This window comes from Pseudomonas sp. NBRC 111123, from assembly GCF_001320205.1.
GTDB lineage: Bacteria > Pseudomonadota > Gammaproteobacteria > Pseudomonadales > Pseudomonadaceae > Aquipseudomonas > Aquipseudomonas putida_J.
In genome coordinates, this window is sequence record NZ_BCAZ01000004.1 from 61,582 (window position 1) to 77,901 (window position 16,320).

Genomic DNA, 16,320 nt, shown 5'->3' on the forward strand with positions numbered 1-16,320 from the left:
TGGTTGTCAGCTGGTTTGCAAGACTCAAGACATGCGCCAAGGCAGGTGAGCATGGCGTTACAGGTTCGGCGCGTTGCAACTAAATGTAGGCGCGGATTCATCCGCGATTCACCGCGCGGGCGGCGCTTGATCTCCCGGGCACCGGAATCTTATCGGCGAACACTCCCAGGCGAGAATGATTTTTGCTACCCCGATTTTGATTTGCACTGCCACACAACTTGGCTATGGTCGGGGTTTGCCCCAGGCCCTGAGCCTGACCGCGCCATCGCAAGGATCCTGTATGAGCCTGTCACTTCTCAGCCGCTATGCCTTCTTCGCCGCCTGTGTACTGTTCACCCTGGCGAGCCTGCCGTACCTCCACCACGAATGGCTGTGGCCATTCACCCTGACCACCGGCGTGCTCAGCCTGATCGGGCTGTTCGACCTGCTGCAGCAACGCCATGCAGTGCGCCGCAACTACCCGATCCTCGGCAACATCCGCTACCTGGTCGAGGGCATTCGCCCGGAAATCCGCCAATACCTGCTGGAAGCCGACAGTGATGCCCTGCCCTTCTCCCGCGCCCAACGCTCGTTGGTGTATGCCCGGGCCAAGAACGAAGCCTCGGACAAGCCCTTCGGCACCCTGATTGACGTCTATGAGTCAGGGTTCGAGTTCATCGGCCACTCCATGCGCCCGGCGCCACTGACCGACCCTGCAAGCTTCCGGGTCATCGTCGGCGGCCCGCAGTGCAGCCAGCCGTACTCGGCGTCGATCTTCAACATCTCGGCCATGAGCTTCGGCTCGCTCAGCGCCAACGCCATTCGCGCTTTGAACAAAGGCGCCAAGCTGGGCAACTTCCACCACGACACCGGCGAAGGCAGCATCAGCCCCTACCACCGAGAAAACGGCGGCGATCTGGTCTGGGAACTGGGCAGCGGCTACTTCGGCTGCCGCACCGCCGATGGCCGTTTCGACCCCGAACGCTTCGCCGCCCAGGCCCGCACCCCGCAGGTGCGAATGATCGAGATCAAGATGAGCCAGGGTGCCAAGCCCGGCCACGGCGGCATCCTGCCCAAGCACAAGGTGACCCAGGAGATCGCCGAAACCCGCGGCGTGATGATGGGCGAAGACTGCATCTCGCCATCGCGCCACAGCGCCTTCTCCACGCCGATCGAGATGATGCATTTCATTGCCCAGTTGCGTGAGCTGTCCGGCGGCAAACCGGTGGGCTTCAAGTTCTGCCTGGGCCACCCGTGGGAATTCATGGGTATCGCCAAGGCCATGCTGGAAACCGGCATACTGCCGGACTTCATCGTCGTCGACGGCAAGGAGGGCGGCACCGGTGCCGCGCCAGTGGAGTTCACCGACCACATCGGCGTGCCGCTGCGCGAAGGGCTGCTGTTCGTGCACAACACCCTGGTCGGCCTGAACCTGCGCGACAAGATCAAGCTCGGTGCCAGCGGCAAGATCGTCAGCGCCTTCGACATCGCCAGCGTACTGGCCATCGGCGCCGACTGGGCCAACTCGGCGCGCGGCTTCATGTTCGCCATCGGCTGCATCCAGTCGCAGAGCTGCCACACCAACAAGTGCCCGACCGGCGTGGCCACGCAAGACCCGCTACGCCAGCGCGCCCTGGTGGTGCCGGACAAGGCTCAGCGGGTGCTGAACTTCCACCACAACACCTTGCGTGCGCTGGCCGAAATGCTGGCGGCGGCAGGCCTGGAGCATCCGGCGCAACTAGAGGCCAAGCACTTGGTGCGGCGCGTGTCGGCCACCGAGATCAAGCTGTTCTCGCAGATGCATGTGTTCCTCAAGCCGGGCGAGTTGCTCACTGGCGAGGTGAACGGTCAGTTCTATTCGCGCATGTGGCAGATGGCCCGGGCCGACAGTTTCGAGCCGCAGGCCGCCTGAACGGCTCAGTTGCTGCCAGCCCACATAATCGGGCATTGCGAACAGCAGTGCCCAACAATCACCTTTGCTGATCGCCGGGGGAACGCCACCAGGTTGCTGGGAGCCTGCTAATTGCCCGCCACCTGCAGCGCAGCAACTATGACCACGTGAACGGTGGTTTGAAGATGCCCACGATCAGACCTTTGAGAAATGCCAGCATTCTGCACCGCATGCGTGTTCGAGCCTTTTGACGGTGATGGCGGCAGGTTGGGAATGCTCCCACAAGTTCGATTGGTAGCGTCGCATGGCGAAGCATCAACGCTGCTGCCAATACTGTGCACATTCTCAAAGGAGCCCATACCATGCCTGCGACGCATCAGCCCATTACCCGCTCATACGCGCCAACGCCCTGCCAATTACAGGTCATCGGCAGTAACGCCGCGATGCTCGGTGTTGCCCTGCCCATGTTGATGATCGGCTTGCTGAAATTCACCGAGATCGAGGTGAAGGCGCTGGTGCCGCTGATCGCCAATACCCCCTGGCTGGCTTGGCTGCATGCCGTGTTCGGCGAGGCCGGTGCTTCCTACTTCCTGGGCGTGTTCGAAATCCTCGCCGCCCTGCTCATCCTCGCTTCGCGCTGGTCCGCCAGAGCCGCCATTGCGGGCGGCGCCATGTGCACCCTGACGTTCATCACGACGCTGTCGACTGTCTTCACCGTGCCCGTCTGGGAAGCTGGCTCGGGCGGCTTCCCTTGGCTCAATGACTTCGGCAGTTTCCTGATCAAGGACATTGCCTTGCTGGGCATCAGCCTGACAATCCTCGCCCAGGGCATGAACCGGCTCTCGCCAACAAATGCGACCCAGCCATGACCCCATGGAATGAAAAGCCCCGGCTGATACCCGGGGCTATCCGTGTCAGGCGACGCTGTTCAGCGTGGCGGGCTCCTGCCGCGGCGCCAGGCGCAACGCGTAATACAGCACCGTCAGCAACACCAGGAATGCCGGGCCGATGTACAGCGCCACACGGGTATCCTCGAAGTACGCCATCAGGCCCACCACCAGCACCAGGAAGGCCAGGGCCAGGTAGGAGCTCAGTGGCCACAGCCACATGCGGTATTTCAGCGCCTTCTGTTCGACGCTCGACAGGCCGGCGCGGAACTTGATCTGCGCCAGCAGGATCATCACCCAGGTCCAGATTGCACCGAAGGTGGCAATCGAGGTTACCCAGACAAACACCTTCTCCGGCACCAGGTAGTTGGCCAGCACGCCCAGCAGCAGCGCACCGATCGACAGCAGCAGTGCATTGCGCGGCACGCCGTTTTTTGAGGTGCGGGCAAAGGCGGCCGGTGCCTGGCCATTCTGCGCCAGGCTGTAGAGCATGCGCCCGGTGCTGAAGATGCCGCCGTTGCACGACGACAGCGCAGCGGTAATCACCACGAAGTTGATGATGCCGGCGGCCGTCTTGATGCCCAGACGCTCGAAGGTCATGACGAACGGGCTGCCCTGGCTGCCAATGCCGTCCCACGGGTAGATCGACAGGATCACGAACAACGCGCCGACGTAGAACAGCAGAATGCGCCAGAACACCGAGCCGATGGCCTGGGGGATGGTTTTCTGTGGGTTGCGTGCTTCACCGGCGGTGAGGCCGATCATTTCCACGCCCAGGTAAGCGAACATCACCATCTGCAGCGACATCAGCACGCCAGTCACGCCATTGGGCATGAAACCGCCGTTGCTCCAGAGGTTGGAGATACCCAGGGCGATGCCATCATTGCCGAAGCCGAACGCGATCACGCCGATGCCACCGATCACCATGGCGATGATGGTGACGATCTTGATCAGGGCGAACCAGAATTCGAATTCGCCAAACGCCTTCACGGTTGCCAGGTTGACCGCGCCCATGCTGCCCAGTGCCGCCAGGGCCCAGATCCAGCGGGGTACGTCGGGGAACCAGATGCCCATGTAGATGGCCACGGCGGTAATTTCCGCGACGCAGGTCACCAGCCACAGGAACCAGTAGTTCCAGCCAGTGAGGAAGCCCGCCAGCGGGCCAAGGTAATCCTGGGCATAGCGGCTGAACGAGCCGGCGACCGGGTTGTGCACGGCCATCTCGCCGAGGGCACGCATGATCACCAGAATCGCCAGGCCACCAATGATGTAGGACAGCATGATCGCGGGGCCGGCCATTTCGATGGCTTTGGCCGAACCGAGGAAAAGACCGACGCCGATACAGGCGCCCAGCGCCATCAGACGGATGTGCCGTTCGCCCAGCTCGCGCTTGAGCGGGCCGCCCTCGACGGGCTCGGCAGGGGCAGGATGGTTGCCGACTGGCATAGCAATACAACCTCATTTTGTTATTGGATTTGACCTTCGTGCAGCACCGACCATGCCGATAGGCGTGGCGTTGGCTTGCCAGGCTGGCCTTGTGGGCCGGCCCGTGTGCCGGTCCAGAGCGGTCGGCAGGGCGAAGGGCCGAGCAGTATAGGAAGTCCGTTACAGGGGTTTTCGCTGTATAAACAGGGAAATTCAGCGAGTTTTTCGGCCTGCTGCTGCGTCACCCCGATTCCAATGTCACCCTAACAACATCAATGCAGGAATAAACCCACACCAAAGCCGCATAGCCCTACGCCACTTTTCTCGACTTCCTACAATTTTTTCACCTGCTCCCGTCAACGTCTAAGCTTCAGACAAGCAAGACGAAAACACCTGGCCGGATAGAAGACTATGGGCGCACTGTGGCAATCGGAACCAACCAGAACGGAAGCACCTGAAGCACCGCCGGCCAAGACGCCACAACCGCAGCCCCCCCGTCAGCGCAGGCTCTGGTGGCGGCTGATTTTCCTGATCCTGCTGGTCGCACTGGTTGCCATCGGTTTCGCCGCCTACGACGAGTTCCGCACTTCCAACCTGCAGTCGCGTGAATTCAGCAAGCTGGCCACTACCCTTACCTATTCGCTGCAGCCAGGGCCGAGCGATGCGATCGTCTATCCGGGCGACGGGCCGTTCGACAAGCGCCTGGGCTACAGCGGGCTGGGCGAGTTCCTGCCGCGCCTGCTGAAACGCGACTACCTGATCAGCGAACAGGTGCAGTTCTCCCCGGCCTTGATGAGCTATGTCGAGCACGGGCTGTTCGCCCCCTACATCGAGAAGATCCAGGCCGGCCTGTCGATCACCGACTGCCGCGGCGACACGCTGTACCAGTACAACTACCCGCAGCACCTGTACCCAGATTTCGCCTCCATCCCGCCGGTGATGGTCAACAGCCTGTTGTTCATCGAAAACCGCGACCTGCTCGATAGCAAGGACGTGAAAAACAACCCGGCCGTCGACTGGCCGCGCTTTGCCAAGGCCGCCTACAGCCAGGTCGCCAAGTACCTGGCCCTGCCCGGCCAGTCTGCCGGTGGCAGTACCCTTGCCACCCAGCTGGAGAAATACCGCCACTCACCAGATGGCCTGACCGTCAATGGTGCCGAGAAGATCCGCCAGATGATCTCGGCCAGCGTGCGTGCCTACCAGGGCGGCCCTGACACCAGCGAAGCGCGCCACCGCATCGTGCGTGATTACCTCAACAGCGTGCCGCTGTCGGCAGTGCCCGGGCATGGCGAAGTGCATGGCATGGCCGAAGGCCTGCGGGTGTGGTACGGCGCCGATTTCGACCAGGTCAACCAGGCGCTGACCTCGACTGCCACTGACCCTGAGAGCATGGCCGCGCGCGGCCTGGCGCTGCGCCAGGTGCTGTCGCTGATGATCGCCCAGCGTCGCCCTTCGCATTACCTGTCCAAAGGCCGCGTCGAACTGGCCGAGCTCACCGATTCGCACATTCGCGTGCTGGCAGCCAGCAAGATCATCGACCAACCACTGGCCGATGCGGCGCTGGCCAGCAAGGCGGTGTACCGCGACTGGGTGGCACAACCGACCATCGTGCCGATCATCACCAACAAGGGCATCAGCCTGGCACGCAACCGCCTCGCAGCCATGCTCAACCGCCCGCTGTACGACCTTGACCGCCTTGACGTGTCAGCCACCAGCACCCTGCAGGCCGACTTGCAGTTGCAGGTCAGCCAGTACCTGAAAAACCTTGCCGACCCAGAATTTGCTGCGCAGATGGGCCTGATCGGCGAACGCCTGCTCACCTCCAAGACCACCGATCAGGTGAGCTACAGCTTCACCTTGTTCGAGCGCACCGCCGATGGCTCGCGGGTACGGGTACAGACCGACAGCACCAACCAGCCCTTCGACATCAACGAAGGCAGCAAGCTGGAACTGGGCTCGACCGCCAAGCTGCGGGTACTGACGACTTATCTGGAGATCATCGCCGAACTGCACGACAAGTACGCCGGCAAACCCGCTGCCGAGCTGAAGAAAGTCGAAGTCGCCGAACTCGACCGCATCACCCAGTGGTCGCTGGAGTGGCTGGCGCAGAACAGCAAGAACCAGAGCCTGGACGCCATGCTTGATGCAGCGCTGGAACGCAAGTACTCGGCCAACACCGGCGAAGCCTTCTTCACCGGCGGCGGCATGCACGTGTTCAACAACTTCCGCAAGGAAGACAACAACCGCAACCCGACCCTCAAGGATGCCCTGCGCGAGTCGATCAACCTGCCATTCATCCGCCTGATGCGTGACCTGGTGCGTTACGTCACCTACCAGCAGCCGTTCAACCGCGTGCCGCTGCTCAAGGACGACTCCGACCCGCGCCGCCAGGAATACCTGGCGCGCTTCGCCGACAAGGAAGGCACCAGCTACCTGATGCGCTTCTGGAAGAAATACCAGCGCAAGACCTCCCAACAGCGCCTGGACACCTTCCTCGACAGCATGCGCGCCACCCCGCAGCGCCTGGCTGCAGTGCACCGCTACTTGTTCCCGGAAGCCGGCCAGGAAACCTTCAACGCCTTCGTCCGCGCCCACAGCAAGGACGACAAGATTGCCCTGGGCAAACTCACCGACGGCAAGCTGGCGGAGATGTACGAAGCCTACGGCCCCGGCAAGTACGACCTGCCTGACCAGGGCTACATCGCCAAGGTCCACCCGCTGGACCTGTGGCTGCTGGGCTACCTGTTGAAGCACCCGAGCTCCACGCTCACGGAAATGGTCAACGCCAGCCATTTCGAGCGCCAGGAAGTCTACAGCTGGCTGTTCAAGAGCCGGCACCAGGGTGCGCGTGATAGCCGCATCCGCACCATGGTCGAGATCGAGGCGTTCCTCGATATCCACCAACGCTGGAAACGCGTCGGTTACCCGTTCGACCACCTGGTGCCCTCGCTGGCCACTGCCATCGGCAGCTCCGGCGACCGCCCGGCCGCCCTTTCGGAACTGGTCGGCATCATCCAGAACGATGGCGTGCGCCTGCCCACGCTGCGCATCGACACCCTTCACTTCGCCGCCAACACGCCCTACGAGACCAAGCTGGTCAGCGACCCGGACCGTGGTGTGCGGATTCTGCCAGTGGAAGTGGCGCGGGCGCTGAAAGGCGCCATGTCGCAGGTGGTCGATGCCGGTACCGCGCGGCGCATCTCCGGCAGCTTCAAGCTCAATGACGGCACGCCACTGGTGATGGGCGGCAAGACCGGTACCGGTGACAACCGTATCGAAAGCTTCGGCGCTGGCGGCCGCCTGATCGGTTCGCGCTCCCTGAACCGCACCGCCACTTTCGTGTTCTTCCTCGGCGACAACCACTTCGGCACCCTGACGGCCTTCGTCCCCGGGCGCTCGGCGGAAGCGTTCAAGTTCACCTCGGCGCTGCCGGTGCAGGTGCTCAAGGGCATGGCGCCGATCCTGATGCCGTACTTGCAGCCGGGCAACCCGAACGAGTGCAAGCCGCCGCAGATCGCCATGCATGGCAGCGACTCATCTAAAACGTAGATGATAATCATCGGCATTTAGCGGCTTGTGTTTAGATATATCTTGAGTAATATCTTGCGATATATCGAAACACAAGGAGCCTCTTCATGCGTGACCACTGCGCACATGATCCTTTCGAGCGCCGCCCCGCACGTGGTGAGCGTGGCCCGCGGGTTTTCGCCCCCGGCGACCTCAAGCTGCTGATGCTGTCGATGCTGGCCGAGCAGCCAGGCCACGGCTACGACCTGATCCGCCAGATCGAGAACCTGTTCGACGGCAGCTATACACCAAGCCCCGGCGTCATCTACCCCACCCTCAACTTCCTCGAAGAAGCCGAGCTGATCAGCGGCCAGGTGCACGGCAGCAAACGCCTGTACACCATCACCGCGGCCGGCCATGACGCCCTGGCCGACCAGGCCGTCGCCCTTGACGGTGTGCGCATGCGCATCGAGGTCAGCAAGCGCGCCCTGCGTGGCCACGACCGCCCGCCAGAAATCCACGAAGCCGTCGGCAACCTGCGCCATGCCCTGCACATGCACAGTGGCCGCTGGACGCCGGAAGAAATCGAACGGGTGCGCAACCTGCTCAACGACACTGCCAAGGCCATTGCCTCCGGGCCGGCCGATCCAGTCAGGGAGAATCCCCATGAGTAACACCATTCACCGCGTCAACCACGAAATCCGCCAACGTCGCCTGCAGGTGCTACGTGTCACCGACCTGACCCCGCGCATGCGCCGCATCACCCTCGGCGGCGACGAGCTGCAGGGCTTCACCAGCCTGGGCAGTGACGACCACATCAAGCTGCTGTTCGCCGAGAATGCCGAGCAGCAGCAGGCCATCGATGCCCGTAACCTGGGGCGTGACGGCGGTGCCCGGCCAACCATGCGCGAGTACACGCCGCGGCGTATCGACCTGGTGGCCAACGAGCTGGACATCGACTTCGTGCTGCACGGCGACGGCCCCGCGTCGACCTGGGCGGCACAGGCTGCGCCAGGGCAGGTCCTGAACATTGCCGGGCCACGGGCGTCGATGGTGGTGCCGGATATGTTCGACAGTTACATGCTGGTGGGTGACGAGACGGCGATCCCGGCAATTGGCCGGCGCCTCGAAGAACTGCCAGCAGGGCGTCAGGTGTTGGCGGTGATCCAGATCGAGGATGAACATGAGCGCCAGCCGCTGCCGAGCGCGGCGCAGGTGGAGGTCATCTGGATCAAGCGGGATGAGGACATGCTGGCGCTGCTGAAGGGGCTGAATCTGCCCGAAGGCAGGCTGTACAGCTGGGTCGCGCTGGAGAAGTCGCTGACCCGGCAGGCCAAGGCACTGCTGCTGGAGAAAGGCGTGGCGGAAGATGCCCTGAAGGCCGCCGCATACTGGCGAGCCGACGGGACCGCAGACGACGAGTGATTGGTTATTCCTGCCCTCTTCGCGGGCTTGCCCGCGAAGAGGCCGGTGCAGGCTACACAAAGTGCTGCGCTGCTCGCCACCGATCCAGCCCCAGCAATACCAGGCCAATCCCCCAGAATCCCGCCAGCACCCCCAACGCATTCAGCATCACCTGCCCATACCCCAGGCTCGCCACATCGATGAACGGGTAGGCATACGCCCCGATCTCACTCCCCCGCCACAGCGCATAGGCGAAATACACCGCCGGATACAATGCCCACACTGCCAGGTGCCGGAGCCGCAGGCTGCCCTTGGGCACCTCGAACCACCAGTACAAGACGAACAGCAGCGGCATCACATCGTGCAACAGCTCATCCGCCAGCCATTGCCAGCCTTCGGGCTGCCACAGGTGGCGCAGCAGCACACTGTAAGCCAGCGCCACCAGCACGATGCTGGCCGCCACGGCAGAACTCACCGATGGCGACAGAAAGAAGCGCCTGGCAGCTGACGCCCGGCCAAAGGCTGCGTAACTGACTACCGTCGCCACCAGGGTATTGGTCAGCACCGTGAAGTAACCGAACACATTGATCAGCCCGCCGATCAGGCTGGCCTGCTCCTGCCAACGCGCCAGCAGCACCAGGTAGACCTGCACGGTGAGGCCGAACCAGCCAAGCAACGCCATCGACGTCAGCCAGGGGCGCCGTGGCATGTCAGGCCTTGCGCTGCAGCTTCACGTACAACTGCTCGACCTTCTCCCGCGCCCAGGGCGTCTTGCGCAAAAAGGTCAGGCTCGACTTGATGCTCGGGTTGCTCTTGAAGCAGCGCACATCAACGCGTTCGGCCAGGCCCTGCCATTGGTAGTGCGCCACCAGCTCGGTGAGGATCTGTTCGAGGGTCTTGCCGTGCAGCGCGTTGTGTTGGGCCGTGCTCATGCCAGTGCTCCGTAGGAAAGATGCGCACCTTACACGAGTGTAGTGGCAGGTGGGATCCGTGTTGCCTGCGGAAAAACCGCTGGCCAGGCGTAAAACCTCTGTGCTGAAATAGTGATGTTATATTGTAACAACACAAAGCATCTGCCAAGGAACGCCCCATCCCCATGCTGCACATCCCTCTGCGCCTCTCCCCCCTCGCTGTCGCCCTGTGGCTCGCTTCATCACCCGGCCAAGCCGTGGAACTGGAACCCCAGGTCGTCACTGCCAACCCGCTGGGTAACCGTCAACTGGCTGCGCCCAGTACCGTGCTCGACGGTGACGACCTGCTGCAACAGCAGCACGGCAGCCTCGGTGAAACCCTTAACAAGCAACCCGGTGTGTCTTCCACCTGGTTCGGCCCAGGTGCCAGCCGCCCGGTTATTCGCGGCCTGGATGGCGACCGTATCCGCATCCTGCGCAATGGCGTGGGTGCTCTGGATGCCTCGTCGCTGTCCTACGACCACGCAGTACCGCTGGACCCGGTCACGGTCGAGCGCGTGGAAATCGTCCGCGGCCCGGCCGCCCTGCTCTACGGGGGTAATGCCATCGGCGGGGTGATCAACACGTTCGACAACCGCATCCCCGACTCGCCGATCGAGGGCATCCACGGTGCCGGCGAACTGCGCTACGGCGGCGCCGACACCACCCGCAGCAGTGCTGGCAAGCTGGAAGCCGGTGACGGCACCTTCGCCCTGCACCTGGACGCCAACAGCCGCCAGTTCAACGACCTGCGCATTCCCGGTTACGCGCAGAGCTCCAAAGTTCGTGACCCCGACGCGCCAGGCAGCCGCCACCGCCTGGAAAACAGCGACGGCCGCCAGGACGGTGGCGCGATCGGCGGTTCCTACCACTGGGAGCATGGCTATGCCGGCCTGTCCTACAGCCGCTACGACAGCAACTACGGCTCGGTGGCCGAATCCGGCGTGCGTCTGGACATGAAACAGGACCACTACGCCTTTGCCTCGGAACTGCGTGACCTGGACGGCCCGTTCAGCTCGGTCAAGGTCGATGCCGGCTACACCGACTACGAGCACAGCGAGATCGAAGAAGGCGAGGTACACACCACCTTCAAGAACAAGGGCTACGAAGCACGCATCGAAGCCCGTCATCAGCCACTCGGGCCAGTAGAAGGCGTGATTGGCGCACAGGTCAGCCGCAACGAGTTCTCGGCGCTGGGCGAGGAAGCCTTCGTCCCGCACACCGACACCGACAGCCTGGCGCTGTTCATGCTCGAGCAGTGGCAGGCCACCGAGCGCCTGAACCTGAGCCTTGGTGCACGCATGGAGCATACCCGCGTCGACCCCGACGCCAAGGGCAACGAAAACTTCACCGATGCCGACAGTGCCAGCAGCTTCAACGCTTTCAGCCTGTCTTCGGGCGCGGTGTACCAGCTCGACCCGATCTGGTCGCTGGCAGCCAACCTCGGCTATACCGAGCGTGCCCCGACGTTCTATGAGCTCTACGCCAACGGCGCCCACGTGGCCACCGGCGCATTCGAAGTCGGTGATGCCAGCCTGAACAAGGAAAAGGCGATTTCTGCAGACCTGGCCCTGCGCTTCGACAATGGCACCCACAAAGGCAGCGTCGGGCTGTTCTACAGCCACTTCCGCAATTACATCGGCCTGATCGGCACCGGTAACCTGCGTGAAGGCCATGACCACGACCATGATGGTGAAGATCACGACCACGATCATGACGACGGAGGCTTCCCCGAGTACCAGTACCAGGGCGTGCGTGCGCGCTTCTATGGCATCGAGGCGCAGGACCGCTGGAAGCTGCTGGAGAACCGCTATGGCAGCTTCGCCCTGGAGCTGTCTGGTGACTACACCCGGGCCAAGAACCTCGACAGCGGCGAGCCGTTGCCGCGCATTTCCCCGCTGCGCTTGAACAGCGGCCTGGTGTGGGAACTGGATCGTTGGCAGGCGCGGGTCGATGTGCAACATGCCGCTTCGCAGCATCGCAAGCCTGAGAATGAGACCAGCACCTCTGGCTACACCACGCTGGGCGCGAGCGTCGGCTACCGCTTCGATATCGGCCAGAGCCAGTGGCTGGCCTTCGTGCGCGGCGAGAACCTGACCGATCAGACCGTGCGCTATGCCAGCTCAATTCTGCGCGACATAGCACCGGCACCGGGGCGTAGCGTGGAAGTCGGGTTACGTACCACCTTCTGATTGGCATCTCCCTCTTCGCGGGCAAGCCCGCTCCCACAGGTAAAGCTCAGTACCGTGCGAGAGCGGGCTTGCCCGCGAAAAGGCCCACATTGTTGCCAGATCAGCAACAATCAACTGCGACAATTTGTCTTTTTTTCTTACAACTTCCCCTATATCCTCCTCGCCGCAAGCTGAATCGCTTCACCCTGCATTCCCAATTGTCATTTCCATCGAAGAGCCCGCTCCTCGGTGTGCTTGCCGTTTTCTCAATAATCAGAAGATAGCGCTATCTCATGTTTCAACTGCCCAAAACCCGCTACACCGGCCTGGCTTTCATCGCCATTGCCGCAGGCTTACCCGTCATTGCCAACGCCAGCGAAGCGTTCGCCAAGGACTCTCCATGGATGTTCGGCGACTGGGGCGGCACCCGCAGCGAGCTGCTGGAAAAAGGCTACGACTTCACCCTCGGCTACACCGGCGAGATGGGCAGCAACCTGCACGGCGGCTACGACCACGACCGCACTGCGCGCTACAGCGACCAGTTCACCTTTGGCAGCCACCTGGACCTGGAGAAGATCCTCGGCTGGAACGACACTGAGCTGCAGCTGACCATCACCGAACGCCACGGCGACAACATCAGCAACGACCGCATCAACGACCCGCGGGTGGGCGGCTTCACCTCGGCCCAGGAAGTCTGGGGCCGTGGCGAAACCTGGCGGTTGACGCAAATGTGGATCAAGCAGAAATACTTCGACGGCGCCCTGGACGTGAAAGTCGGCCGCTTTGGCGAAGGCGAGGACTTCAACAGCTTCCCCTGCGACTTCCAGAACCTGGCCTTCTGCGGCTCGCAGGTGGGCAACTGGGTCGGCGGCATCTGGTACAACTGGCCAGTCAGCCAGTGGGCCATGCGCGTTCGCTACAACCTCAACCCAGAGCTGTACGCCCAGGTCGGCGTGTATGAGCAGAACCCGTCCAACCTCGAATCGGGCAACGGCTTCAAGCTCAGCGGCAGCGGTACCCAAGGCGCGGTAATGCCAGTCGAACTGGTATGGAGCCCACGCCTGAATGGCCTGAAAGGGGAATATCGCGCCGGCTACTACTACAGTAATGCCAAGGCACAGGATGTTCTCAAGGACAGCAACGGCCAGCCGGCCGCCCTCAGTGGCGCCGCCTACCGCAGCAGTTCTAGCAAGCACGGCTTGTGGCTCGGGGCCCAGCAGCAGGTCACCTCGCTGGCATCCGACCAGTCGCGCGGCCTGAGCCTGTTCGCCAACGCCACGGTGCACGATAAGAAAACCAATGTCATCGACAACTATGTTCAAGCTGGACTCGTTTACAAAGGCCCCTTCGACGCCCGCGCCAAGGACGACATCGGCTTCGCCGTCGCCCGCGTGCACGCCAACCCGGGTTACCGCAAGAACGCCCGCCTGGCCAATCAGGTGGCCGGCCTCGACGACTACGACAACCCAGGCTACCTGCCGGTGCAAGACACCGAGTACAGCGCCGAACTCTATTACGGCATTCACCTGGCCGACTGGCTCACGGTGCGCCCGAACCTGCAGTACATCCGCCATCCGGGCGGGGTGTCGCAGGTCGACAGCGCGCTGATCGGCGGCCTGAAGATTCAAAGCACTTTCTGACCACCTTCACACTGACCACCTTCACATAACGGAGAACCTACGATGAGCACTGACGGTGCCAACCAAGGAACCCGCTGGCTACCGCGCCTGATGGGCGTGCTGCTGTTGCTGATGGGCCTGGCCCTGTTGGCCGGCGGCATCAAGCTGAGCCAGCTGGGCGGATCGCTGTACTACCTGATTGCCGGTATCGGCTTTGCCCTGTCGGGCGCCCTGCTGCTGGCCAAGCGCCGCATCGCCCTGGGCCTGTATGGCCTGGTGCTGCTGGGCAGCACCGTGTGGGCCATGCTCGAAGTGGGCCTGGACTGGTGGCAACTGGTGCCACGCCTGGCCATCTGGTTCGCCATCGGCGTTGTGCTGCTGCTGCCGTGGGCCCGTCGCCCGCTGACCGGCCCCGCATCCAAGGCCAATACCGCGCTGCTGAGCGTCGCCGTACTGGCGTCGGGGGCCTGCGCCCTGGGCAGCCAATTTACCCACCCGGGTGAAGTGTTCGGCGAACTCGGCCGCGACAACAGCGAAATGGGCAGCGCCGCACCGGCCATGCCCGATGGCGACTGGCAGGCCTATGGCCGTACCGAGCACGGCGACCGCTATTCGCCGCTTCGCCAGATCACCCCGCAGAACGCCTACCGCCTGGAAGAAGCCTGGCGCATCCGCACCGGCGACCTGCCGACCGACAACGACCCGGTCGAGCTGACCAACGAAAACACCCCGCTGAAGGCCAACGGCATGCTCTACGCCTGCACCGCCCACAGTAAGGTGCTGGCCCTGGACCCGGACACCGGCGCCGAGATCTGGCGTTACGACCCGCAGATCAAGACCCCGGTCGGTACCTTCAAGGGCTTCGCCCACATGACCTGCCGTGGCGTCTCGTACTACGACGAGAACAGCTACGTCAGCCGTGACGGCAGCCCGGCGCCGAAGGTGTCCGATGCCGGCCAGGCCGTGGCCCAGGCCTGCCCGCGCCGCCTCTACCTGCCAACCGCCGACGCGCGCCTGATCGCCATCAACGCCGACAACGGCAAGGTCTGCGAAGGCTTCGCCAACCAGGGCGCCATCGACCTGACCACCGGCATCGGCCCGTTCACCGCTGGCGGCTACTACTCCACCTCGCCGGTGGCGATCACCCGCAGCCTGGTGATCATCGGCGGCCATGTCACCGACAACGAGTCGACCAACGAACCGTCCGGCGTGATCCGCGCCTACGACGTGCACGACGGCCGACTGGTGTGGAACTGGGACAGCAACAACCCGGACGACACCAAGCCGCTGGCCCCCGGCAAGACGTACAGCCGCAACTCGGCCAACATGTGGTCGCTGGCCAGCGTCGACGAAGACCTGGGCATGGTCTACCTGCCACTGGGCAACCAGACGCCTGACCAATGGGGTGCCAACCGCACACCGGGCGCCGAAAAGTACAGCGCTGGCGTGGTCGCACTGGACCTGGCCACCGGCAAGGCGCGCTGGAACTACCAGTTCACCCACCACGACCTGTGGGACATGGACGTCGGCAGCCAGCCAACCCTGGTGCACCTGAAGACCAAGGACGACATCAAGCCGGCGATCATCGTGCCGACCAAGCAGGGCAGCCTGTATGTGCTTGACCGCCGTGACGGCACACCGATCGTGCCGATCCGCGAGATCCCGGTCCCGCAGGGCGCGGTCAAGGGTGACCATACCGCGCCGACCCAGGCCCGCTCCGACCTCAACCTGCTTGGCCCTGAGCTGACCGAACAGGCCATGTGGGGCGCCACGCCGTTCGACCAGATGCTGTGCCGCATCCAGTTCCGCGAGCTGCGCTACGAAGGCCAGTACACCCCGCCATCCGAACAGGGCAGCCTGGTCTACCCTGGCAACGTCGGTGTGTTCAACTGGGGCAGCGTGTCGGTCGACCCGGTGCGCCAGCTGCTGTTCACTTCGCCCAACTACATGGCCTTCGTGTCGAAGATGGTGCCACGCGAGCAGGTGGCCGCCGGCAGCAAACGCGAAAGCGAAACCAGCGGTGTGCAGCCGAACACCGGCGCGCCGTACGCGGTGACCATGCACCCGTTCATGTCGCCGATCGGCATCCCCTGCCAGGCGCCAGCCTGGGGCTATGTTGCAGCCATCGACCTGTTCACCAACAAGGTTGTGTGGAAGCGCAAGAACGGCACCACCCGTGACAGCACCCCGGTGCCGATCGGCATGCCGGTGGGCGTACCGAGCATGGGCGGTTCGATCGTCACCGCGGGCGGCGTCGGCTTCCTCAGCGGTACCCTGGACCAGTACCTGCGTGCCTACGACGTGAACAACGGCAAGGAACTGTGGAAAGCCCGCTTGCCTGCAGGTGGCCAAGCCACGCCGATGACCTATACCGGCAAGGACGGCAAGCAGTACGTGCTGATCGTTGCTGGCGGCCATGGCTCCCTGGGCACGAAAATGGGCGATTACATCATCGCTTACAAATTGGCCCAGTAACGCCATCGAGCC

Annotated in this window: 11 protein-coding genes; 8 read left to right on the forward strand and 3 right to left on the reverse strand. The window is 63.3% G+C overall.

Annotation, left to right across the window (positions count from 1 at the left end; genetic code table 11):
• The first annotated feature begins 280 nt into the window (after positions 1-280).
• On the forward strand, positions 281-1,891 hold the full coding sequence (locus APH27_RS03715) for an FMN-binding glutamate synthase family protein (RefSeq protein ID WP_027917854.1): 1,611 nt from the start codon (positions 281-283) through the stop codon (positions 1,889-1,891).
• A gap of 341 nt (positions 1,892-2,232) precedes the next feature.
• Positions 2,233-2,739, forward strand: a complete 507-nt coding sequence (locus APH27_RS03720) for a YkgB family protein (protein WP_060484013.1) — start codon at positions 2,233-2,235, stop codon at positions 2,737-2,739.
• A 45-nt stretch (positions 2,740-2,784) separates the two neighbouring features.
• Here the strand turns inward: APH27_RS03720 and APH27_RS03725 are convergent, their stop codons facing one another.
• The gene (locus tag APH27_RS03725) at positions 2,785-4,203 is read right to left on the reverse strand and encodes an amino acid permease (protein WP_027917855.1); all 1,419 of its coding nucleotides are present in this window, start codon (positions 4,201-4,203) and stop codon (positions 2,785-2,787) included.
• 390 nt (positions 4,204-4,593) lie between these two features.
• Here APH27_RS03725 and APH27_RS03730 point away from each other — a divergent pair, with 390 nt between their 5' ends.
• The 3 genes from APH27_RS03730 (at position 4,594) to APH27_RS03740 (ending at position 9,114) form a co-directional block, all read left to right on the forward strand.
• Positions 4,594-7,731, forward strand: a complete 3,138-nt coding sequence (locus APH27_RS03730; protein ID WP_060484014.1) for a transglycosylase domain-containing protein — start codon at positions 4,594-4,596, stop codon at positions 7,729-7,731.
• An 86-nt stretch (positions 7,732-7,817) separates the two neighbouring features.
• Entirely contained in the window at positions 7,818-8,363 is a 546-nt protein-coding gene (locus tag APH27_RS03735) for a PadR family transcriptional regulator (protein ID WP_060484015.1), read from the forward strand.
• Entirely contained in the window at positions 8,356-9,114 is a 759-nt protein-coding gene (locus APH27_RS03740) for a siderophore-interacting protein (protein WP_060484016.1), read from the forward strand. The genes APH27_RS03735 and APH27_RS03740 overlap by 8 nt, the downstream gene beginning before the upstream one ends.
• A gap of 52 nt (positions 9,115-9,166) precedes the next feature.
• Here APH27_RS03740 and APH27_RS03745 read toward each other — a convergent pair whose 3' ends face one another.
• Both APH27_RS03745 and APH27_RS03750 read right to left on the reverse strand, forming a co-directional pair.
• The gene (locus APH27_RS03745) at positions 9,167-9,802 is read right to left on the reverse strand and encodes a Pr6Pr family membrane protein (protein WP_060484017.1); all 636 of its coding nucleotides are present in this window, start codon (positions 9,800-9,802) and stop codon (positions 9,167-9,169) included.
• A 1-nt stretch (position 9,803) separates the two neighbouring features.
• A complete protein-coding gene (locus APH27_RS03750) occupies positions 9,804-10,025 on the reverse strand; it encodes a VF530 family DNA-binding protein (RefSeq protein ID WP_027917860.1) in 222 nt (73 codons plus the stop codon).
• A gap of 164 nt (positions 10,026-10,189) precedes the next feature.
• Here APH27_RS03750 and APH27_RS03755 point away from each other — a divergent pair, with 164 nt between their 5' ends.
• The 3 genes from APH27_RS03755 to APH27_RS03765 all read left to right on the forward strand — a co-directional run bounded on the left by APH27_RS03755 (position 10,190) and on the right by APH27_RS03765 (position 16,308).
• Positions 10,190-12,235, forward strand: a complete 2,046-nt coding sequence (locus APH27_RS03755) for a TonB-dependent receptor (RefSeq protein ID WP_060484018.1) — start codon at positions 10,190-10,192, stop codon at positions 12,233-12,235.
• Positions 12,236-12,507: 272 nt separating this feature from the next.
• Positions 12,508-13,854 (forward strand): carbohydrate porin, encoded by a 1,347-nt coding sequence (locus tag APH27_RS03760; protein WP_027917862.1) that lies wholly within the window; start codon positions 12,508-12,510, stop codon positions 13,852-13,854.
• Positions 13,855-13,896: 42 nt separating this feature from the next.
• Positions 13,897-16,308: a glucose/quinate/shikimate family membrane-bound PQQ-dependent dehydrogenase gene (locus tag APH27_RS03765; protein ID WP_027917863.1), complete on the forward strand. Its 2,412-nt coding sequence runs from the start codon at positions 13,897-13,899 to the stop codon at positions 16,306-16,308.
• Positions 16,309-16,320: the final 12 nt, after the last annotated feature.